Here is a 19729-nt window from a genome sequence, read left to right as displayed (position 1 = left end):
ATTCAACCGTGTAGGTTGAGAAGGTGCCCTAGTTTCAATTTCTTTGTCGCCAGATAATGCGCGTTATTTGCCTCAGGAACAATTTCAATCGGAATCCGTTCGACTACTTGCAAACTGTATCCTTCCAAACCTACAATCTTACGTGGGTTATTTGTAATGAGTCGCATTTTTTGCACTCCGATATCCCGTAAGATCTGTGCACCGATTCCGTAATCGCGTAAATCGGGAGCAAAACCCAGTTGTGCGTTTGCCTCGACAGTATCCAAACCGCCTTCCTGCAAAGAATATGCTTTCAGTTTATTGATGATTCCGATCCCTCGCCCCTCTTGGCGCATATAAAGCAAAATACCTTTTCCTTCTTTTTCGATCATTCGAAGTGCGCTATGCAATTGAGGTCCGCAATCACACCTTTGAGAGGAGAAAATATCTCCCGTCAAACACTCGCTATGTACTCTGACAAGTATCGGAGTTTCCGAATCAATGTCTCCCTTGATGAGAGCTACGTGAATTTTATCGTCGATTTCGGTTGAATAGGCACGGATCTTAAATTCTCCGTATTCCGTCGGCAGGTTTGCCTCCACTTCCATTCGAATCAACTTTTCCTGGTTACGGCGGTAGCGAATCAGATCTTCGATTGTATATATATTCAGTTTATGAGTAGCGGCGAATTTTTCCAAATCGGGAAGACGGGCCATGGTTCCGTCATCATTCATGATTTCACAGATCACCCCGCTCGGATACAGACCTGCCAATTTGGATAGGTCGACAGCAGCTTCGGTATGACCCGCTCTTCTTAAGACTCCTCCGGAGACTGCCTGCAATGGAAATAGATGGCCCGGGCGGACCAGATCGGAGGATTCCGTTTTTTCATCTAACAAAACTTCTACGGTTTTGGCGCGATCTCCTGCGGAAATCCCTGTAGTAGTTCCGTGTTTTGCATCCACAGATACGGTAAATGCTGTTCCGTGTTTGTCTCCCAGGGTATGATCATCGACCATCTTCCCCAAGCCCAAACGACGCAATCTTTCCGCTTCCATTGGCACACAGATAAGGCCACGGCCGTAGGTTGCCATAAAATTGATTTGTTCTTTGGTTGCAAATTCAGAAGCAACGACCAGGTCACCTTCGTTTTCCCGATCTTCCGAATCGACTAGGATGATCATTTTTCCTTGGCGGATTTCTTCGATTGCTTCTTCAATAGGCCGAATCATATTTTTGCCCTCTATTTACTAAGACTTACCCAAGCCCTCCGATTAAAAGTAGAAACTAGAAGAAATTCATTGATTTTTATGTCAGTTTTAGCGTAAGATTGTCAAATTGAGGAGGGCCAATGGAGCTCAAGTTAAACACATCCGGCAAGGTGAAGACGATAGAAATTTCAGGGAAATTTGATATCGAGTCCACCGAAGAATTTGAATCCATTTTTTCCAAGGTAACCGAAGCGAATCCTAGCATAGTTGCGATAGAGATGAGCCGACTTGATTATATTGATTCCTCCGGTATCGGTTCTCTTATCAAGAGTCTGAACAATCTGAAAAACAAAAAAGGCAAACTCATCCTGATTGGAATGAAACCGATGATTCAGAACGTATTTAAATTAGCAAAATTAGATATGTTTTTTGAAATCTTAAGTTTGGGTGATTTTCAAACTAAGTATGGGGAAGGAGACGATGACGCGGACATAAACGACTTACTTCGAAAATCTTAATTCCATAAAATTTTCAATATACTTTGCAAGAACATCCACCTCCAAGTTTACGATTTTTCCGACCTCCCAAGACATAGCGTTTGTTTTGCGAAGTGTTTCCGGAATCAAAATCAATTGAAACAATCGGTTCTCAACTTCAACGATTGTGAGGCTTACTCCGTCTACGGTAATGCTTCCCTTTTTTACCAAGTATCTGATTAAGGACTCGGGACATTCCACCCAAAACTCTTCAACAGAATCGGACTCGATTGTCTTTCGGCTATGAATCTTTCCTACTCCGTCCACATGACCCTGAACCATATGACCACCAAATCTTTGTCCTGCCGACATGGCTCTTTCCAGATTCACCGATCCTCCGACATGTAACTTGGATAAGTTGGTCAGTTCCAGGGATTTATAAGAAGTGTAGAATGAAAAAATATTCCCCTTCTCTTGAAACGTAGTAACAGTCATGCAAGCGCCGTTGATAGCAACGGAGTCTCCGACGGAAAGGTCAGGTTTGTCCCACTCAGTTTGGATTTGAAATTCAATCCCCGAATTGATAGGACTCGCCTTTACTATTTTGCCTTTGGTTTCAATGATCCCTGTAAACATCTTACTTCCAGATTAAAGAGAGGAGGAAATTCGTCAAGGGATGGATTGGGTGATGGTACTAAAATCCCCGCCCGAGATCAGCTTTGCTGATGATTCTTCGAATACTTCTTCGCTTCTATTGGCGTGAAGAAGGGGTGGGGTTAACCACAAAGCCACCCAATGGCTTTCCTCTACCATATTTCTCCTATTTTCTCACAAATTCTTTTTCCAAACTACCAAAAAAAACGAACAAAATTTCGCCTTTTTGCCGTTTGTGAAACTCATACCTTCAAAGCTTATTAAACCCGCTTGGACAAACAGTGCAAATTCCAACGATCTTCACCCACTTGGAACCCGGAAACCAACTCCCCCTCGGAAAATCCTGCAAATTTTTTCCCATCGGAAATAGTAACATTCGAATTTCCCTCTACTGTCAAAATACAATCCTCTTCTTCCAAATGATCCTTTACAAATTCATATAAAAAAGACCCGACTTCCAAAATGGTTGTTCCGATTTCTCTTTTTGCAAGAGATTGAAGAAATAGTCCGCCTTCATCAGAATAGAAACTGTCGATAGGAAAATCGGAAAGTTCCAGAAGTTTTGAATCTTCTTTTGATTTCATATCCGATTTCTTCGAATTTTTTGCAAGGATCCGATAAAAGATGCAGCCCCTTTTTCCCATTTGTAAATTTAGATCCGATTGTTTTTCAACAAATGTTTTCGATAAAACCTGACTTTCACCTAACATGAATATACGGTATGGTTGAAATGATTGAATTTGACCAATATGAAAATCATATCTTTCTTTTTCGTTTGTTTCCGTTAACAGATTTTCCAAAAACTCCTTTCCCGGAGAAAAAAAGAATTTTTCATTATCCGAAACAAAAAGTTTTGTAACATCTCCCCTTTTCCGAAAAGATTCTTCCGTTAAACGAAAATTAAGCGACGGTTCGTCGGTACTGACCGTTTTCGGTCCGACCACAATTGCATCGAACTTTCCCCGAAGCATCTGCAAATAATAATCTGAAGACTCGCTTGTAATTTGAACTCTTTCCTCAGCCTCAGATGCATAAAACCCTTGTTTTGTGACAGCCGATTTGATCCAAATCCATGGTTTTTCCTTTTTCATTCTGGTAAAAAAACCGAAGAGATATGGAAAAGAATATTTTGCGACTTCGGGAGCAAGTCTCGTTACAATTCCTTGCTCTTTGTACCTGCCCCAGTCTCCGGAAGCAACAAGAGGATTAGGATCTTTAAATCCGATTACCAGTTCCTTCGGTTTTTCACTGAGAATCAAATCTCTGCAAGGCGGAGTTTTGCCGAAATGGGTACAAGGCTCCAAACTGACAACGAGCGAATGGGATATATTTTTTTGCTCTAGAGATTCCCTCGAAAGAGTTTCTTTCCAATTTGTATAAGCGGCTCTTTCTGCATGAAAACCGCCTGAAATTTGAGTGTGCCCGGAAGCAAGAATGCGACCCGAATCATCTAAGATCAAGGCCGCAACAGGCGGATTGGGAGAAGACAATCCCATCGCCGAAAAGGAAAGTCTTCTCAATTCATTTAAAATTCTTTTTTTATCAGATGGGGGAAGTTCCGAAAACACCCACGTTTACGCTAACTTACGTTTCCTTCTAAACTGATCGTAAATTTCCGAAATAGGAGCAGCAATAAAAATCGAAGAATATGTTCCGACGACCACACCGAAAATCAGAATGAAAGCAAAATCATACAATTCGACCGCGCCACCGATGATGATAGCAACGACGGAAATCAGCGTTGTTAGGGATGTATTGATCGTTCTTCCGAGAGTTTGTCCGATGGAAATATTAATTACATTCGAAAGCGCCAGATTGTCTTTGCCATGCGAATTTTCTCTGATCCTATCGAATACTACGATCTTGTCATTGATGGAATAACCAAGTAACGTAAGTAATGCGGCAATCATAGGAACACTCGGTTTCATTTGGAAAAACCCGATCATCGCCAAAGTAAAGAGTATATCGTGAATGAGTGCAAGTGCCGAAGCCAATGCAAACTTGAACTGAGACCTATAACTCAAGTATAACAGAATAATCAAAAGAGTGGTTCCCAAAAGTGTAATCCCAGTCGAAGTCAACTCGCTCCCGACTACAGCACCCACTTGGTCAGCCGATAGAATTTTTTCTTTAGGGACCTGGAACTCTCTTTGCAAAATAGTTACAAATTTATCAATTGAAGAAGTTTTTAGCTCTCTTTCATTCTCAGGGATTTGGTTGTACAACTGGTCGATTTGAGGAGTGGATCCCAAACCAATATCCATTTGGTAGATATTTTTATCTTTTTCCAAAAGGATGATCACAGCTTCAATCTCTGTCTTTTTAAAAAACGATTCCAAATCCGAGCGACCTTTCCCTATGGGGAGTTCAATCACGGAACGAAGTCCTCCGTCAAAATCAAGAGAATGTGCAAACCCGTCATATTTTCCAAAGGTGACAGCAAATCCTGCAATGATCAGAATCGTAGATAAAGTAATCGAAATCGCTTTGTATTTGATAAAATCAAACTTAAACATTTGATACCGCCTTCTTTCCAAAAAAGAAAGGTCTTAGGTTTAAATGGCGAACTCCTACTCGGTTCACCAAAAGTTCAACAAACAATCTGGATAAAAACAATGAAGTAAACAATGTAGTTATAATTCCCCAACATAATGTAATAGCAAAACCTTTGATCGGACCATTGCCCAAACGGATCATCAGAATACCTGCGATGAGAGTGGTAATGTTTGCGTCCATGATGGTCCAGAACGCGTTCTGAAAACCGGCAGTGACTGCGATCGGCAATGCATTGCCTGATTCGATTTCTTCCCGAATCCTTTCGTAAATAAGTACGTTTGCATCAACCGCCATACCCATCGTTAAGATCAAGCCCGCAAAACCTGGTAAAGTAAGAGTAAAATCCATTAAGGATAAAAGGGCAGCGAGAATGATTACGTTTGCAAGTAGTGATATATCGGCAACAAATCCACCTAATCGATAATAGATGATCATGTATAACATCACCAGAATGAAACCGATGATGACCGCACGAATCCCCACTTCAATCGACTCTATTCCGAGAGTCGGTCCGATGAATCTCATTTCAAGAACCGAAAGCGGGATCGGCAATGCTCCTTCCGAAATCACATTGGCAAGACGAATTGCTTCTTCTTGTGTGAAAGAGCCGGAGATTTCGGCACGTCCCCCTGCAATCGGATCATTGATAACAGGGTTGGATACTACCTTATCTCCCCAAACAATTGCTAAATTCCGTCCGCGATTTTCTGAAGTCAGATCAAAAAACTTTTCCGCACCATTGGGAGTGAGGGTAAAACTCACCATCCAACCGTAACTATTCGAATTAAAGGCAGGTTGCGCATTGGTCATATCGTTTCCGGAAAGAGCAATCTTTCTTTCCAAAACGGAAAAACTTCTGGGCAAAAGTGCCGATTTTGCAGCAGACCCGCGAGCCCAATATGCGAAAATTTTATATTCAGGAGGGATATTGTATTTTTTTTCCAGGGATTCGAGAAACGAGTCTTGGACTTTTTTGCCCAATTTGTTTTTAACAATCTCTTGGAATTTAAAAATATCGGTTTCTTCCCGTTGGTTCAGATCCATAAATCTTCTTTCGCTTTCTTCGATTTTTGATCGGAAAACAAAAGGATTCGGTTCTTCAATTCGGTATTCTACGGTTTCCGTATTTTGAAGTATTTCCAATATGGCAGCGGAGTTTGTTACACCGGGAAGAGACACTTCAATCGCATCTTGCTCTTTTTGAATCCGAACTTGAGGTTCGGTTAAATTTTGGCTGGTGAGACGATTGTCGATAATCATCTTCGCTTTCTCTAGCTCAACTAACTTGCGCATAGGTGAGAGTTCGAAATTGGATTCTATTTCTTCCAATCTGGAAGTTGCTTTTTTCTTATCCTCTGCGGATTTGACAACATCCGAGATCGTTATTTTTAATTCTGAAATTTCTTTCGCGTAAATATCACGGAGTTTTGCGCTATAATCCTCAAAGTCTCCTTTCAAAACAACCCGCATACCACCTTGCAAGTCTAACCCGAGTTTAATGGAAAGCGACTTTCCTCCCCGGATCAATTCTTCGATCATGGTAGGTTCCAATTTGTTTTTGGACTCTAAAATCAATTTCTGATTTTCCTGAGAGATCTGATTGATCTTTGCGGAAGTAATGAATCTTCCTTTTACTTTGTAAATAGGAGTTTCTTTGGAAGGCAAACCGGTGTTCGGCTCTATCAGCCATTTTCCATTTGCATTATAATCTTTTTCCCATCTTTCAAAGAAACCGGAAACGACTTTTTGTTTGGTTTCTTCATCCAAATTATAAACTTCGGGTTGTACAGAAAGGTTTAACGTTCTGTCTGCAAAATTCGGATACAGAATGGTAAAAGAAACAGCTAAAATTAAAGCCGGGATTAATAGTAAACTAAACGATCGCAAACGATATGCTCCTAAAGTAAAATTATCTTCTATACGGGCGGTTGTTGGAACTTGAGCTAGGTCTTGCCATTCGCAATCTATAGAATGCAAATAGAATGATAAAACCAAGAATCAACATTGCTTTTTTGTATTTATCAAAAAATTCGGAGAAACTAAACAATGGTTTGTTTACAGTTGTCGACCCGGAATTGCCCAATGATTTGTCATTGGAGCTTGGAGAACGGACTAAGGTAGCATCCCCGCCAAAACCGGGGAGTCCGTCCGGTTCCACATAAATCTTCGGATCAATCCAGAGACCTGATACGGAAACCTCTTCCTCTACTTTCTGGGCAGGCTCGGAAACATTTTTCGGTTCCGGGTTTACAGGAACTACCGCTGTCTGAGTGGAATTGGTTTGGACAGGATTGGAATTTAAATTTGCATTTGTTTCAGTGGCTAGAGAAGCCGCTTTGCTATTTTTTTTCTTCGATCTTTTTTTCTTGGTAGGGGTAGTAGCGACAGCCTTGTCTGTAACCTTTTTGGTAACAGTGGTGGTCGCTTCTTCTTTCTGTTTTACGGTAGTAGCCGACTTCGGTTTGTCGTTTACCTTATCCAAAAAATCTAGAGAGTCCTGTGCCATAATCTGCCATGCGATAGCAAATGTTAGCAAGATTGTGACAAAGGAGTTTTTCATTAACTATTTCTTTTTTTGAATTGCGGAAGTTTCAAATGTAACATTCGTATTTGCGCTGATGCTAATAACAACTGTTTCATTATTGTCTTTGAACTCCACGATCTTTCCGTGGAGTCCGCTATTGGTCACTACTGTGTCGCCTTTTTGCAAATTTGCGATCATTTCTTTTCTTTTTTTATCTTCCTTTTTATTGGGAAGAATCACAAGAAAATACATGGCAACTAACATGATCGGAATGATCAGAAGTGTTTGAAAAGAAGACTTTGTACTATCTGCTCCTGCGTCTTGCGCGAAGAAGAAAAATGAGGATGCGAGTAATTGGATTGTATACATAATTATCTATTTGTCCAAAGATGAAACAGCTAAGGTTAAATTCAATGTTTCCTGAGTGAATTTGAGAACTTTTTTCTCTAAAATCGACTGCTTGGCGAGCCCGAAACCTTCTTCTATACTTCCTACTCGGTTCAAAACAAAAAGTCCTGCTCCGGCATTCAAAGCCACCATATCGGTTCCTGAAGTTTCCTTTCCTGATAAAACTTCCGAAAAAAGGCGAAAGGAATCTTCTTTAGAATTAGCAAAGACTTCCCCCGGTTCAATCTGTTTTTTCAAAGGAAGGGATTTTGGGTCAAAACGCAAACTTTGGATGGTTTCCCCGTCAAAATAACAATAATCGGTCGGCGCAAAAATGGAAAATTCGTCCAGTCCGTCTTCTGAGTGGCAGACAATGGATCGTTTGCTCCCCAGTTCCTTAAGAATCCCCGAGACAACGGTAAGTAAAGCTTTGTCATAGACCCCGACAACCTGGAATGCAGGCCGGAACGGGTTGGAAAGAGGCCCAATCAGATTGAAAAAAGTGCGAAAGCCTAGCTCTTTTCTCACAGGACCCGCATACTTCATGGAAGGATGCCAAGCAGGGGCAAATAAAAATACAAAGCCGGTCCGGGCGAATTCCGCCTCCAACTCTTCTTTCGGTTTTTCGAAATTGTATCCTACGGACTGCAAAATATCGGAGGAACCGGAAAGAGAAGAAACGGATCTGTTTCCATGTTTTGCTACCTTGGCGCCGAGAGTTGCCAAAGTGAATGCGGAAAGAGTGGAGATATTGAAAGATCCTCTCCCGTCTCCCCCCGTTCCACAAGTATCTATAAAATCAAAATCGAACTCTGAGGAAGGTTTTTCCGCATTTTCCCGCATTGCGGAAACAAAACCGACTAACTCTTCTAAGGTTTCTCCTTTTTGTTTCAATGCGGTGAGAAAGGAAGCGAGTAAAATCTCGGAAACTTTGCCATTCATTACTTCATTCAGGAAGAATTTTGATTCTTCTTTTGTTAAATGAGCTTTCGAAATGGTTTTGTTTAAAATTTCCCTAAGATTTAATTCTGTCATAAAAAACCCTTCTCAAATTGGAAAAACCAAGCAACTTGTAATTGGTAAAAATATAACGAAGCCCTGAAATCACAGTAATGATCGTAGTGAATAACATTCCGAAGTAAGGAACGAAAGAGGCGATGGATGTGAAAATCTCGGAGCTTTCTTTTTCTTTTTCAGAACTGATAAGATCCACGAATCCGTGCGCATTGGCAGAAGCGATTTCAAAAGTGCTAAGTCCGGCAGTTCTGCCTAACGAATACATATCATTGATCATCGCTCTTCTTTTGCCGGAGATCAGCATAAAGATAACTAGAATGATCAGAATCGCTCCCATTTGAAATGCGGTTTTTACTTTTCCCATCATTGTGGTTCGCAAAGAAGATCCTGAACGCACTGCAATATAACGCAAAAAAGTAATCAGCATATCCCGGCCGATGATCAGTACAACCATCCAGACTTCAATCGGTTCATGGATGAATAAAAACGTAACGAAACAACCGATCACCAAAAACTTGTCAGCAAGCGGATCTAAAAATTTTCCAAACTCGGTTTGCTGATTCCATTTGCGCGCCAAGTACCCGTCCACCAAATCAGTGATAGATGCCAATGCAAACAGAACAAAAGCGAAAATCTGATAATTGATTTCCTTTTGAAAGAGCGCAAAAATAAAAAAAGGAAGCGCGAGGACTCTGAGTACGGTAAGTAAATTCGGTATATTTGCTATTGTTTTCCAGTCTTCCATCAAGCTATCCAAGAACCTGCCATATCCAATTCGAAAAAGGATTCTACTTTCACATTTCCGATTTGGCCGACTCGTAAATTTCGATCTTCTACAAAAACAACTTCGTCAATCTCAGGTGCATCTTGAAATCTGCGAACAATTGCTCCCTCTTCCGTAACTTCATCGACAATCGCCGGATAAATTTTGCCAATCCTGGACTGATGAGTGTCTTTTAAAACTTCCAGATAAACATCTCTGACCAAATTCACCCGTTTGGAAATTTCTTTGTCTTTGAGTTTGCCTTCCAAATCGAAACCTTTGGTTCCTTCCTGGGGAGAATAAGGAAATAAATTTACTTTCTCCGGTTTTACATCTTGAATGAATCGGATGATTTCATCCACGTCAGCCGTAGTTTCTCCCGGAAAACCCAAGATAAAAGAAGTGCGGATCTCAAGTCCGGGTTTCACCGATCTTGCTTTTTCAAACAAAGATTTGAAATAGGAATATTCTCCGGTCCGGTTCATGGATTTCAAAACGGATTTGGATACATGCTGAAGGGGAGATTCCAGGTAAGGTGCGATCTTATCGATTTTGCCGTAAAGATCCAAAAGTCTTTCCATTTTTTTATCTGGATAGAGGTATAACAATCTTAAAATCTGAAGTCCTTCCACTTCGGAAACGGACTCGATCAATTGGAGTAGCTTGTCCGTATCTTTTCCATAGAATACTGTGTCTTGGGAAACAAGTGCAATTTCCTTGGCTCCGGCAGCAACTGCCCGACGCGTGTCGCTTAACACTGATTCTTCGGAAGAATCCCGGAACTTGCCTCGCAGATTCGGAATGATGCAAAAATGGCAACCACGATTGCATCCGTCGGAAATTTTTACATAAGAATACGGTTTGGAATAATTTTCAATGGAATTGGAAAGAGTGAGTCTTTCCAGAATATCTTCATTGAATTCTTTGATCTCTTTGAAATCAAGCGGGAAGGTCTTTTTAAGAATATCTCCGGCTTGATCGTATTTACCTGTTCCGAAATGAAGATCCACTTCCGGCAAATCGTCGGAGATTTCTTTGCCTGCACGTTCGGCAAAACATCCGACTACTACCAGTTTTTGTTTATTTTTTTTTTTCAAATCGATGGAATCAAGTATCGTTTGAATGGTTTCCTTCGTTGCGTCTTGGATAAAAGTACAAGTATTGATCAGGTGAAAATCACTCGCCTCAGGATCGTTTGCAGGAAGCAGTCCCTCTTTCAAAAGAGACTGGTGCATGCTCATGGAGTCTACGGTGTTTTTCGGACATCCCAGAGTCGTAATATAAAACGACTTAGGGAGAATCTCTTCCTTTTCCTTGATTTTCGGCATTCTATTCGCCTAACTCCCCAATGATGGACTGAGTGGAATCATAAGGATTTTGTTTACGTATAAATATCTTTTTCACTAGTTTGCCCGGTTTGCCGAGAACGGATCTTTCTTTTCCATTTTGAACCATCTCTACGGCACCGCCGTCGCCTACTTTCATTTCAAGTCGGTCTCTTGCTTCCAGATGTTTCACTTCGCCAGCAGAAACCAGTCCCCTTTCTCCCATTTGACCGTCGATTACGAATTCCACATAACTAGGCTTAGAGAAAAATAATGTCACTTGGATGGGAACATCCCCTACCGGTTTGGAAGCGACTCCTTCCCTTTCTTCTTTGAGAGTCACAAGGACCTTTGCTGATTTTTCAGTGACCGCTTGTGTAACAACTCTGATATCGCGACGAAGAGCGGAAAGTTCCGCTATTTTATAAGAAAGAACGGTTTCTTCTCCTTCTGCGGATTGAAAACTATACACGTTCTTTTCAGGAAAAATATTGAATCCGATGATGGCTTTGCCGCCTTGTACTCCCTTAATGAACATCTTGCATTGTTGATTGTTTACGCTGAAAGATACTCCCCTATCCTCTGTTAGGATAAAAGGAACACTCGCGTTTTCAGGAACACTTTGAGATACAAAATTGATTCCCGAAGGAATTTCCGCAGAAGAAACGGGGGTGGATTCCGAAGAAGAAGTAGTTGTTTCTTCGTCAGCAATGGAACTGCCCGATTCTTGAAAGCTTAAGTAGATGATATAAGCCGAGATAACAAACAAGGCTACGGAAACGATCGTGATAAGTTTGTTGCGATCCAAAGTAAAACTGGAAGTCGTAGGTCGGGTGAGTTCTTCCAGAGGTGCTTGTGATTCTTCTATTTGTTCCCCGCGATATAAATTCAATAACATCGCAGTGTCCAATTTCAAATAACTGGCGTAATTTTTTAGGAATCCAAGTGCGAATGTTTCCGCAGGAAACTGGGAATAATCTTCCGTTTCCAGGGCAATGATGTATTTCGCTGCGATATTCGTATCTTTAGCTACATCTTTTACAGAGAGTTTTTTTTCTTCTCTGGCTTCTTTTATGATCTGGCCTACTCTTTTCGTATTCAAAACGTTTTTCCTCTTAACAGGGATTAGTTCTCAGAAACCAATGGATTGTTTACTATCTTTGCATTTCCACTCATGTGAAAATTAAACACTCCATCCTGAATCTCTTCTTCAAAATTAATATTAGAAAATGCAATTGTAGTTTCTTTGCCGCGTCCGTCTGTTGCAACCGCTCTTTTGATCAGATAGGACTCCGAATCCACAAACAACTTCATTTTTTCAAATCCGCCGATCTTTTCCCTTTGGTCCAATTCCAAAACAAAGTATTTGGTAGGGTCTTTTTCAAAGACGATTCTAGGTTGTTCGATAGCGTCGAATTTATAATGGTATTTGCGGAACAAACGGGACAATCCGTCGGCGCTGTTGGTTGTAAAAAGTGCGCCTGAGGAATTTTTCTTATCTAAACTTAAGTCCTGTTTGCCGACGGCACCTAACCTCTTGATAAAGATATATAGAGTTTTGCCGTCCGATACGATTTCATCCCCTTCCGGTTCGTTGAAATTGTAGCGGATCTTTCCCGGTCTCTTATAAAGAGACTTTCCCCGCATTGTTTTTTCTTTTTTATTCTCTACGCTCTTGATCTGGAAATCAGCGGAATAGGAATTGATTTCGGAAAATTTCTTTTTGATTTTTTTGACTACTTCCGAAGGGGAATGCCAATTATGCGCAGGTCCTGTTTGGGGAAAAATAGGAAACCAAACGAGTAGGCACACAAAGACAAGGCCGATACGAACTTTCATAGTTTCCCAGTTTTTCAAGAAAGCCTCACTTGTCGATGATTTACGCTGAACGAAGGATTTCTCTGGGTTTTGAGCCAATTTGCGGCGAAACATAGCCACGCATTTCCATAAGCTCCATAAGTCTCGCCGCTTTATTATAGCCGATCCTCATTCTTCTCTGGAGGTAACTAGCACTCGCTTTTTTCTCGGAAACTACAATATTCCAAGCCTCATCAAATAGCTCTTCATCCTCTTCCGAGCCTGATTCGGTATTTCCTTCCTCATCCCAGTTCATTTCTACATAAGCCGGAGCACCTTGTTTTTTTGCTTCTTCCACAATGGCTTCGATTTCCTTCTCTTCGATGTAAGGCGCCTGGATTCGGGTTAGGTCGGCGGAAGTGGGAGAACGATATAAAAAATCCCCTTTTCCGAGAAGGGATTCGGCACCGTTCGTATCTAAAATTGTCCGGGAATCCGTTTTTTGTGCCACATGGAATGCTACTCTCGCAGGACAGTTGGCTTTGATGAGTCCGGTGATCACATCCACAGACGGTCTTTGGGTGGCCATGACCAGGTGAATCCCGACCGCTCTTGATTTTTGGGAAATCCGGGTGATCTGGTCTTCCAGATCTTTCCCGGAAACCATCATCAAATCCGCAAGCTCATCGATAAAGATCACTATATAAGGAAATTTTTGATAACCTTTTTTATGGGCGAATTCTTCCACTTTGTCATTATAACTTTTGAAATCCCTACTCTTCAATTGAGATACCATTTGATAGCGGGACTCCATTTCCTGGATCGCCCAGGACAATGCCTTCGTCGCCTTTTTGGGATCAGTAATAACAGGCATTAGTAGATGAGGAATGTCCTCGTAAAGAGTCATCTCCACCATCTTAGGATCGATCATGATAAAACGAACTTCTTCGGGAGAACGTGTACAAATCAAACTGGTAATCATCGAGTTCAAACTTACCGATTTACCCGATCCTGTAGTTCCTGCCACAAGCAAGTGAGGAAGTTTTGCAAGATCGATGATCACAGTTTTACCGGAAATATCCTTGCCGATGGCAATGGTAAGATCCTTGGTTTTGTTTTGAAGGATGGATTCTTTTAAAATCTCGGATAAAAACACATCTTCCCTATGGATATTGGGAACTTCAATTCCGATCGACGACTTACCGGGGATAGGTGCTACGATGCGTATATTTTTCACTGCCAAATGAAGTTTCAATTCATCGGAGAGAGAAGTGATCCGACTGAGTTTGATTCCGTGAGGAATGGTAAGTTCGTAGCGGGTAATGATCGGCCCTCGTTCCCGGGCAATCACTTTGGACTCAATCCCGTAATAACCGATGATCTCTTCTATCTTACGACCTACCGTTTCCAATTCGGAATCGAATTTTGCCGTAAAAGAAGGAGATTGTTTATGATCAGCTAGTAGCTTCGGAGAAATATAATAAGATCCCTTTTTCAATTTGATAATGGGAACCATGGAACCCATTGCGAATTCTTTTTTCTCTTCCTTCTTAGGCTTTGCCTTCGGTTTTTCCAAAGCGTAAACATTGGAAGGAATTTCATCCTCTTCCTCATCTTCGGAAGCTTCCACTTCATCGTAATCGACAGAATCATCTATCTCGGATTCTACCGTTGGAAACTCTTCTTCCCATTCTTCTTCTTCCTGGACACTAATCGGTAGAGATAAGACATCATCCTCTACTTCGTTCAAAGGTTCTACGCCCTCTTCCAAATCTTTCGTATCCAATTCCAAAACGGATTCCTTTGTTTGGCGGCCCGGATAAAGGTCAATATCATCAAAGCTGAATTTGGAAATCGGTTTGTGTAAGGAAGAGCCGGAACTTAGTTCGGGAAACTTGGATTCAAGTGTCTCGGAAACAATATTTGTTTCCGACTTTTGCGAAAACGGATACAAAGGAAGGGCAACGACTTCTTCTATGATTTCAGGAACTGCCAAACCTCGGAAATCGCTGACTTTGATTTTGAATGCATCGGGAAGAAAACTCTCCGTACGTAATTTCTTTTGCAAACTGACAGATGTTTTGTGAAATCGAAAACTGTCTCCGGATTCTTCAAAAAATCCCTCATACAAGGAAGTATTTTTATAAATCAATTTTTGGGTTTCGGCTTTCTTTGTTTCTTTGGGAAAAGGAAATTCCGCCGGTTCTTCGTCTTCCCAAATCATAGATTCCTGTTTCCCGGAAACAGTGTCTATTTCAGATTCCAATTTTCTTTCGAACCATTTTTTCGAATGAATGTCTTCCCCGAAAATAGGTTTGGCCGGGAAAGCTTCGGGGACAATAGTCCCGTTTAGAAAACTGGGAAGTTTCCAATGGCTAAGGTCGCGGGTTCCACCGAATCCTTTATACATAACATTTGCAAAAGATTGCAATTTGCCTAAAGTGAAATTCCAAGTGGAATCTTCCAACCAGATCACTGCGGAATATAAAAACAAAAAGAAAACTACAATGATGCGCCCGGTTTCTCCGAACAGATAATTCAAAACCCAGGAAAAAAACTGACCGAACACTCCACCACCGTCACCTAACTGACCAAGAGGTGTTTCCAGAACGTTCAAAGCAACGGAAGAACCGATGATAAACAAAGGAAAAAACAGTGCCTTTCCCAAACGATCAAACTCGGGATTTTTAAAAGAAATCACTCCGAGGATAAGGGAAAATCCGGCGAGTAAAAAGGATGATTTTCCTAGAAGATAAAATAGAGTGAAAGAAACATAATAGCCAATTCTGCCAAACCAGTTGGCACCAGTTCCATCCTCCGTTTCCGTAAAAGAAAAAAGGGATAAAAGTAAAAAAACACCAAGAAAAACCAGAATATAAGGAGTAAAATCCTGGCGAATGGCATTCCATTTGGGTATGGCTTTCTCTTTGTTGTCCATATCCAAACTATCGGATGTTTCGAGACATAGCAGGGAAAAAAAGCCACCTACCCGACCGGGAAAGTCTAAAAAAAACAAAGGAAGAACATTGGAAAAAATTAAAAACACATCAAAAACAGATACATATATTTTTATAGGAAACGCTATCCTACTCGTGACTACTGCAGGACTAATCAATTCTATCGCCATTTTGGGAATCCACGGATCTTCCGTAGCTCATGTCACGGGAAGCGCCAGTTCGCTCGCGATCGAACTTTCCAAAGGTGTATTTTCCTACCATCTTGGTTTACTGATATTTACTTTTTTATTGGGGGCATTTGCCTCGGGCGTATTTATCGGATCTGTCAAATTCAGGAAACAAAACAGTTACGGTGTGCTTCTTATCATCGAGTCTTTTATTTTGATTTTCGGGGCCTTTCTTTATATCAATGAAATTGAAATCGGAGCCTATGCTTTTTCTTTCGCTTGCGGACTTCAAAATGCGATTGTAATGACATACAGAGGAAGCATTATCCGCACCACCCATCTAACAGGAATTATGACTGACTTCGGAAGTTATTTAGGAAACAAAGTGAGAGGAGTGGAGGTAGAGGCCTGGAGAATTTATATGAATTTTTTCCAAATCCTGGGATTTCTATTGGGAAGTTTTTTCGGAGCCTATTTTTTCCAGGAATACGGAATCATAATGATCTGGCTTCCGGCAATCACTTGTTTTTCGATAGGACTTTCCTATCATATCTGGAGTCATTATTTCCGAAAGATCATTCATCTGCATTAAAGCAAAAGCGGGATTTCGCAAAACTTAGTAAGGGAGTTAGATATCTAACTTAGCCCTTAAAGTTCTGGAAGTTCGCATCAAACTTAAAATCCGCATTTCGGACAGCTTGCATCACTGCTTGCAAGTCATCCTTTTTTTTGCCAACAACCCGGACGGAGTCTCCTTGAATCGTGACCTGCACTTTCAGTTTTGCATCCTTGATCAAATTTGTGATCTGCTTGGTTTGTTCTTTGTCCAAACCGTTTTGGATCTTTACTTTTTGACGGACAGTTTGTCCGGTTGCAGGTTCCACTTTGGATTCGAAATCAAACGCTCGGAGACTGATTCCCCTCTTCGCCATCTTGGTAGTCAATACGTCGATGACCTGTTTTAGTTTGATTTCATTTTCTGAAGTAAGTACCATATGTTCGTCCTGCAATTTGATCTCGGAATTGGAACCTTTAAAATCAAATCTGGTGGAAATATCCGTCATTGCCTGAGAAATCGCATTTTGTAATTCCGGTCTTTCTACTTTGGATACGATATCAAATGATGGGTCTTGTGCCATGGGTTATGCTCCGAATTTATTTTGAATTTCTTTCATAGCAGCTTCAAGAGCAAGGTCGATTTGATCGGGATTTTTCCCTCCGCCTTGCGCCATATCCGGTCTGCCTCCGCCCTTTCCGCCCAGGATTTCCAACGAGTTCTTCAGAAGGTTTCCGCAATGAACTCCCTTATCCACAAGCACCTTATTGCACATATAAACCAAAGTGGAAGTCTCTCCTTCTTTGGATGCAAACAGGCAAAGTATATTTGCCTCTCTGGATTTCAAAGAATCCGCAAGGTCTTTTAAAGATTTGGCATCCACAGCATCAAAACTGTGTTTTGCGATCACTATGTCCCCGATTTTAATCACTTTGGACAATAGATCTTCCACAAGTTCCGGATTCAAAGAAAAGGAAAGTGCTTCCTTTTTCTTTTTATCTTTGTGCAGACCGGAAAGTTTTTCTGATAGACTATCTTCCAATTTTCTTTTGATCTCTCTCAAATATTCCACTGCCGAAGTTTTTTTTGTTTCGAACAGAGATTGGACTTCTTCCGGAGCGGGGATTTTATCCAGAATTCCGTGAGTCTTCAGATCACCATACACGTCTTTGGCGCTCAAATTATAGTTTTGGATCTTTTCCGCCAAAACCTGGAATGCTGACTGAAAGTAATCTACAACAGGATCCCCGCAAATGGCTTCGATCCTTCGATTTCCCGCACCGGGGCTCGATTCTTTTAATACTGCAAAGTATGTGATTTCCTTTGTGTTGGAAACATGTGTCCCACCGCAAAATTCTTTAGACACATCGCCCATTCCCACTACCCGAACGAGGTTTCCGTATTTTTCATCAAACATAGATAAGGCGCCGGAAGTTTTGGCCTGTTCAATCGGGAGGACTTCCGTTTCTACGGTAATCCCGCGTGCGACGGCCCCGTTGACATCCGCTTCTATCTTTCTGATTTCTTCGTCTGTTAAGGAAGCAGGATGGGAAAAATCAAATCGCAAATAGTCGGGGGATACGACTGATCCTTTTTGGTATACATGAGATCCGAGCACCCTACGAAGTGCACCGTTTAACAAATGAGTTCCGGAATGGTGATTGGCTAGGCTCTGTCTTCGCTTGGAATCCACTTCCAAGTCCACAGTATCGCCCAGTTTGATTTCACCTCGCAAAACAAGTCCCAGGTGAAGGTGGGAGTCATTTTCCTTTTGGGTATCTTGCACTTGAAATTGGGAAGATTCTATTTTGATATAACCCCAATCTCCCAATTGCCCTCCCCCCTCTGCGTAAAAAGGAGATTTGTCCACGAGGATAACACCTTCTTCTCCCGCTTTCAGTGAGTTTACTTGTTTTCCGTCTTTAAACAGAAATTGGACCTTTGCTGTTCCGTTTAATTGAGTGTATCCGGTAAATTCCGTTTTTAATTTGGAAGTATCGGTAATCCCCGTGAGATATGCGGTTTTTTTGCCTTTCCAGCTAGCACGTGATAGATCCCTATCTTTGTCCAGTTCCGCATCGAACTCGGAATCATTGAAACTAAAACCCCTTTCCAAAACCAGCTCCCTAGTCATCTCTCTCGGGAAACCATAAGTAGAATAAAGTCGGAAACTATCGACTCCCCTAACTTCTGTTTCGTTTTTTGATTTCATCTGGTTCAAAAGATGTTCCAATTCTTCCAAGCCCACTTCCAATGTGTTGAGAAAAAGTTCTTCTTCCTTACGAATGACGGATTGAATTTCTTTTGCCCTTTCTTTGAGTTCAGGGTATCTCTTGGAATAAATCCCTGTAAGAGTATCCACAAGCTTGTAAATAAAAGGTTCAGTAATTCCCAGAGTGCGTGCAAATAGAGAAGCGCGTCGGATCAAACGCCGGATCACATAACCTCGACCAGTGCGGTCCGGGTAAATACGATCCCCGATGGAGAAAAATACGGAACGGGAATGGTCAGTAATGACCCTGAAATTTACCTTCGTAGACTGGTCGTATGTTTTGCCGGAAAGGGATTCTATCGTTGTTATAATGTTTTTTAATTCATCTGTGTCGTAAACGGAATCAACTTCTTGAAGTAACATCGCAACCCGTTCGAGTCCGGACCCGGTATCAATTCCGGTTTGTTTCAACGGAAGCAGTTCTCCCGAAACAGTTTGATTGAATTGATTGAATACTAAATTCCAATATTCCAAATAACGATCGCAGTCGCATCCCGGTTTGCAAGTGCCGGAGGTACCACAATCGGGTCCTCCTTTTTCCGGTCCGCGGTCCAGATAAAGTTCCGAACAAGGCCCACATGCTCCGCTATCTCCCGCAGGTCCCCAGAAATTGTCTTTTTTGCCCAAACGAACGATTCTTTCTTCCGGGATGCCTGTGTTCATCCAAATTTGTTTGGCTTCGTCATCGTCCAGATAAATAGTAACCCAAATTTTATCTTTGGGAATTTCCAGATGGTTCAAAGAAAAATCTAACGCGTATTCGATGGCTTCCTTTTTGAAATAATCTCCAAAGGAAAAGTTTCCCAACATTTCAAAAAAAGTACAGTGCCTTTCTGTTTTTCCCACAACTTCCAAATCGGTTGTACGAACACATTTCTGACAGGAACAAGCTTTGGAATAAGGGAGTTCCACGGCACCTGTGAACAAAGGTTTGAATTGAACCATACCGGCAGTCGTAAACAGAAGCGTCGGATCCCCCGCAGGGATTAGGCTCGAAGAAGGTACCACAACATGGCCCTTCGACTTAAAATAATTTAGATATAGATCACCGATCTCTTGTACCGACTTAAACTTCATACTCTTACAGA

18 protein-coding genes are annotated in these 19729 nt (G+C 41.5%); 2 read left to right on the top strand and 16 right to left on the bottom strand.

Annotated features, from left to right (window positions below):
* Positions 1 to 2: 2 nt before the first annotated feature.
* A complete protein-coding gene (locus tag EHS11_RS05610) occupies positions 3 to 1211 on the bottom strand; it encodes a bifunctional 3,4-dihydroxy-2-butanone-4-phosphate synthase/GTP cyclohydrolase II (protein WP_135763425.1) in 1209 nt (402 codons plus the stop codon).
* Positions 1212 to 1330: 119 nt separating this feature from the next.
* Here EHS11_RS05610 and EHS11_RS05605 point away from each other — a divergent pair, with 119 nt between their 5' ends.
* Positions 1331 to 1708: an STAS domain-containing protein gene (locus EHS11_RS05605; RefSeq protein ID WP_135763424.1), complete on the top strand. Its 378-nt coding sequence runs from the start codon at positions 1331 to 1333 to the stop codon at positions 1706 to 1708.
* Here EHS11_RS05605 and EHS11_RS05600 read toward each other — a convergent pair.
* The 13 genes from EHS11_RS05600 to EHS11_RS05545 all read right to left on the bottom strand — a co-directional run bounded on the left by EHS11_RS05600 (position 1691) and on the right by EHS11_RS05545 (position 15627).
* Entirely contained in the window at positions 1691 to 2302 is a 612-nt protein-coding gene (locus EHS11_RS05600) for a riboflavin synthase (protein WP_135763423.1), read from the bottom strand. The genes EHS11_RS05605 and EHS11_RS05600 overlap by 18 nt on opposite strands.
* 33 nt (positions 2303 to 2335) lie before the next feature.
* On the bottom strand, positions 2336 to 2479 hold the full coding sequence (locus EHS11_RS19785) for a hypothetical protein (RefSeq protein ID WP_167884361.1): 144 nt from the start codon (positions 2477 to 2479) through the stop codon (positions 2336 to 2338).
* Between the two features lie 101 nt (positions 2480 to 2580).
* A complete protein-coding gene (locus EHS11_RS05595) occupies positions 2581 to 3840 on the bottom strand; it encodes a bifunctional diaminohydroxyphosphoribosylaminopyrimidine deaminase/5-amino-6-(5-phosphoribosylamino)uracil reductase RibD (protein ID WP_167884360.1) in 1260 nt (419 codons plus the stop codon).
* A 54-nt stretch (positions 3841 to 3894) separates the two neighbouring features.
* The gene (gene secF / locus EHS11_RS05590; protein ID WP_135763421.1) at positions 3895 to 4836 is read right to left on the bottom strand and encodes a protein translocase subunit SecF; all 942 of its coding nucleotides are present in this window, start codon (positions 4834 to 4836) and stop codon (positions 3895 to 3897) included.
* Entirely contained in the window at positions 4829 to 6763 is a 1935-nt protein-coding gene (secD, locus tag EHS11_RS05585) for a protein translocase subunit SecD (RefSeq protein WP_135763420.1), read from the bottom strand. The genes secF and secD overlap by 8 nt, the downstream gene beginning before the upstream one ends.
* Positions 6764 to 6785: 22 nt before the next feature.
* The gene (locus EHS11_RS05580; protein ID WP_135763419.1) at positions 6786 to 7436 is read right to left on the bottom strand and encodes an SRP-less Sec system protein; all 651 of its coding nucleotides are present in this window, start codon (positions 7434 to 7436) and stop codon (positions 6786 to 6788) included.
* A 3-nt stretch (positions 7437 to 7439) separates the two neighbouring features.
* Complete coding sequence (gene yajC, locus EHS11_RS05575; protein WP_135763418.1) at positions 7440 to 7769, bottom strand: preprotein translocase subunit YajC; 330 nt, start codon at positions 7767 to 7769, stop codon at positions 7440 to 7442.
* Positions 7770 to 7775: 6 nt separating this feature from the next.
* The gene (gene trpD, locus EHS11_RS05570; protein WP_135763417.1) at positions 7776 to 8822 is read right to left on the bottom strand and encodes an anthranilate phosphoribosyltransferase; all 1047 of its coding nucleotides are present in this window, start codon (positions 8820 to 8822) and stop codon (positions 7776 to 7778) included.
* The gene (gene pgsA / locus EHS11_RS05565) at positions 8803 to 9549 is read right to left on the bottom strand and encodes a CDP-diacylglycerol--glycerol-3-phosphate 3-phosphatidyltransferase (protein ID WP_135763416.1); all 747 of its coding nucleotides are present in this window, start codon (positions 9547 to 9549) and stop codon (positions 8803 to 8805) included. The genes trpD and pgsA overlap by 20 nt, the downstream gene beginning before the upstream one ends.
* A complete protein-coding gene (locus EHS11_RS05560) occupies positions 9549 to 10895 on the bottom strand; it encodes a MiaB/RimO family radical SAM methylthiotransferase (protein WP_135763415.1) in 1347 nt (448 codons plus the stop codon). Before EHS11_RS05560 ends, pgsA begins: the two co-directional genes overlap by 1 nt.
* Position 10896: 1 nt before the next feature.
* Positions 10897 to 11994 (bottom strand): helix-turn-helix domain-containing protein, encoded by a 1098-nt coding sequence (locus tag EHS11_RS05555; protein WP_109018844.1) that lies wholly within the window; start codon positions 11992 to 11994, stop codon positions 10897 to 10899.
* Between the two features lie 23 nt (positions 11995 to 12017).
* Positions 12018 to 12731 (bottom strand): LolA family protein, encoded by a 714-nt coding sequence (locus EHS11_RS05550; protein WP_135763414.1) that lies wholly within the window; start codon positions 12729 to 12731, stop codon positions 12018 to 12020.
* 40 nt (positions 12732 to 12771) lie between these two features.
* Positions 12772 to 15627: an FtsK/SpoIIIE family DNA translocase gene (locus EHS11_RS05545; RefSeq protein WP_135763413.1), complete on the bottom strand. Its 2856-nt coding sequence runs from the start codon at positions 15625 to 15627 to the stop codon at positions 12772 to 12774.
* Here EHS11_RS05545 and EHS11_RS05540 point away from each other — a divergent pair.
* Positions 15587 to 16405 (top strand): YoaK family protein, encoded by an 819-nt coding sequence (locus tag EHS11_RS05540; RefSeq protein WP_135763412.1) that lies wholly within the window; start codon positions 15587 to 15589, stop codon positions 16403 to 16405. The genes EHS11_RS05545 and EHS11_RS05540 overlap by 41 nt on opposite strands.
* Positions 16406 to 16454: 49 nt before the next feature.
* On the opposite strand, the gene EHS11_RS05535 is transcribed toward EHS11_RS05540, so the two are convergent.
* On the bottom strand, positions 16455 to 16952 hold the full coding sequence (locus tag EHS11_RS05535) for a YajQ family cyclic di-GMP-binding protein (protein WP_135763411.1): 498 nt from the start codon (positions 16950 to 16952) through the stop codon (positions 16455 to 16457).
* Positions 16953 to 16955: 3 nt separating this feature from the next.
* Positions 16956 to 19718: an alanine--tRNA ligase gene (alaS, locus tag EHS11_RS05530; protein ID WP_135763410.1), complete on the bottom strand. Its 2763-nt coding sequence runs from the start codon at positions 19716 to 19718 to the stop codon at positions 16956 to 16958.
* Between the last annotated feature and the right edge of the window lie 11 nt (positions 19719 to 19729).

This window comes from Leptospira ilyithenensis (genome assembly GCF_004771005.1).
GTDB classification, from domain to species: domain Bacteria; phylum Spirochaetota; class Leptospiria; order Leptospirales; family Leptospiraceae; genus Leptospira_A; species Leptospira_A ilyithenensis.
This window is presented reverse-complemented; position numbering and strand designations above follow the sequence as displayed.

Bases quoted from the DNA above. Each gene is read 5' to 3' on its own strand.
- EHS11_RS05610 (WP_135763425.1), bottom strand. From the start codon at position 1,211: ATGATTCGGCCTATTGAAGAAGCAATCGAAGAAATCCGCCAAGGAAAA.
- EHS11_RS05605 (WP_135763424.1), top strand. From the start codon at position 1,331: ATGGAGCTCAAGTTAAACACATCCGGCAAGGTGAAGACGATAGAAATT.
- EHS11_RS05600 (WP_135763423.1), bottom strand. From the start codon at position 2,302: ATGTTTACAGGGATCATTGAAACCAAAGGCAAAATAGTAAAGGCGAGT.
- EHS11_RS19785 (WP_167884361.1), bottom strand. From the start codon at position 2,479: ATGGTAGAGGAAAGCCATTGGGTGGCTTTGTGGTTAACCCCACCCCTT.
- secF (WP_135763421.1), bottom strand. From the start codon at position 4,836: ATGTTTAAGTTTGATTTTATCAAATACAAAGCGATTTCGATTACTTTA.
- EHS11_RS05580 (WP_135763419.1), bottom strand. From the start codon at position 7,436: ATGAAAAACTCCTTTGTCACAATCTTGCTAACATTTGCTATCGCATGG.
- yajC (WP_135763418.1), bottom strand. From the start codon at position 7,769: ATGTATACAATCCAATTACTCGCATCCTCATTTTTCTTCTTCGCGCAA.
- trpD (WP_135763417.1), bottom strand. From the start codon at position 8,822: ATGACAGAATTAAATCTTAGGGAAATTTTAAACAAAACCATTTCGAAA.
- pgsA (WP_135763416.1), bottom strand. From the start codon at position 9,549: ATGGAAGACTGGAAAACAATAGCAAATATACCGAATTTACTTACCGTA.
- EHS11_RS05560 (WP_135763415.1), bottom strand. From the start codon at position 10,895: ATGCCGAAAATCAAGGAAAAGGAAGAGATTCTCCCTAAGTCGTTTTAT.
- EHS11_RS05550 (WP_135763414.1), bottom strand. From the start codon at position 12,731: ATGAAAGTTCGTATCGGCCTTGTCTTTGTGTGCCTACTCGTTTGGTTT.
- EHS11_RS05540 (WP_135763412.1), top strand. From the start codon at position 15,587: ATGGCATTCCATTTGGGTATGGCTTTCTCTTTGTTGTCCATATCCAAA.
- EHS11_RS05545 (WP_135763413.1), bottom strand. From the start codon at position 15,627: ATGGACAACAAAGAGAAAGCCATACCCAAATGGAATGCCATTCGCCAG.
- EHS11_RS05535 (WP_135763411.1), bottom strand. From the start codon at position 16,952: ATGGCACAAGACCCATCATTTGATATCGTATCCAAAGTAGAAAGACCG.
- alaS (WP_135763410.1), bottom strand. From the start codon at position 19,718: ATGAAGTTTAAGTCGGTACAAGAGATCGGTGATCTATATCTAAATTAT.